Here is a 937-nt window from a genome sequence, read left to right on the forward strand (position 1 = left end):
CCGTGTGTGGTGGAGGTGTCGAATCTTCACCGCACGGAGGCCTTCGTGTCCCACCGTAATGCCCGGCTGACCGTTCACGGCAGGCGGCTGCTCGTCGAACGTGTCCGCTCGGGCCGTCCTGTCGCGCATGTCGCCGCGGAGATGGGCATCTCCCGTCCCACGGCCCACAAGTGGATCCGGCGCTGGCGATCCGAGGGCGAGCCGGGTCTCGCCGACCGCTCCAGTCGGCCCCGGACCACACCGCATCGCACTGCGGCGACCGTGGAGGCCCGCGTCTGCCGGCTGCGGCAGGACCGCAAACTCGGCCCAGCCCGCATCGGCCCGATCCTGGGCCTGCCCGCCTCGACAACCCATCGGATCCTGTCCCGCCACGGCCTGAACCGGCTGGCCCACCTGGACCGGCCCACCGGCCAGGTCATCCGCCGCTACGAACGCGACCGGCCCGGCGAACTCATCCACGTCGACGTCAAGAAGCTCGGCCGGATCCCCGACGGCGGCGGCCACAAGGTCCTGGGACGCCAGGCCGGCCGCGCCACCCGCAACAGCATGGGCTTCGACTACATCCACTCCGCGGTCGACGACCACACTCGCCTCGCCTACAGCGAGATCCACCCGGATGAGAAGGCAGCCACCTGCGCCGGCTTCCTGCGCCGGGCCGCAGCCTTCTTCGTCACGTCGGGCATCGACTGCATCGAGCGAGTCCTGACCGACAACGCCTGGCCCTACCGCAAGAGCTTCGCCTGGCGCCAGGCACTTGCTGACCTAGGCGCAACCGGCAAGCTCACCCGCGCCTACCGGCCGCAGACCAACGGCAAAGTCGAACGCTTCAACCGCACCCTGCTCGACGAATGGGCCTACCAGCGGCCCTACACCAGCAACACCGAACGCACCGACGCCCTGACAGACTTCCTGCACACCTACAACCACCACCGCTGCC

1 protein-coding gene is annotated in these 937 nt (G+C 69.6%); it reads left to right on the forward strand.

Going from position 1 to position 937, the window contains the following annotated elements; genetic code table 11:
- Positions 1-45: 45 nt before the first annotated feature.
- Positions 46-937: IS481 family transposase (locus IE325_RS45820; protein WP_190076178.1), on the forward strand; the 892-nt coding region annotated here is incomplete at its 3' end.

This window comes from Streptomyces lanatus (genome assembly GCF_014655715.1).
Lineage (GTDB): Bacteria > Actinomycetota > Actinomycetes > Streptomycetales > Streptomycetaceae > Streptomyces > Streptomyces lanatus.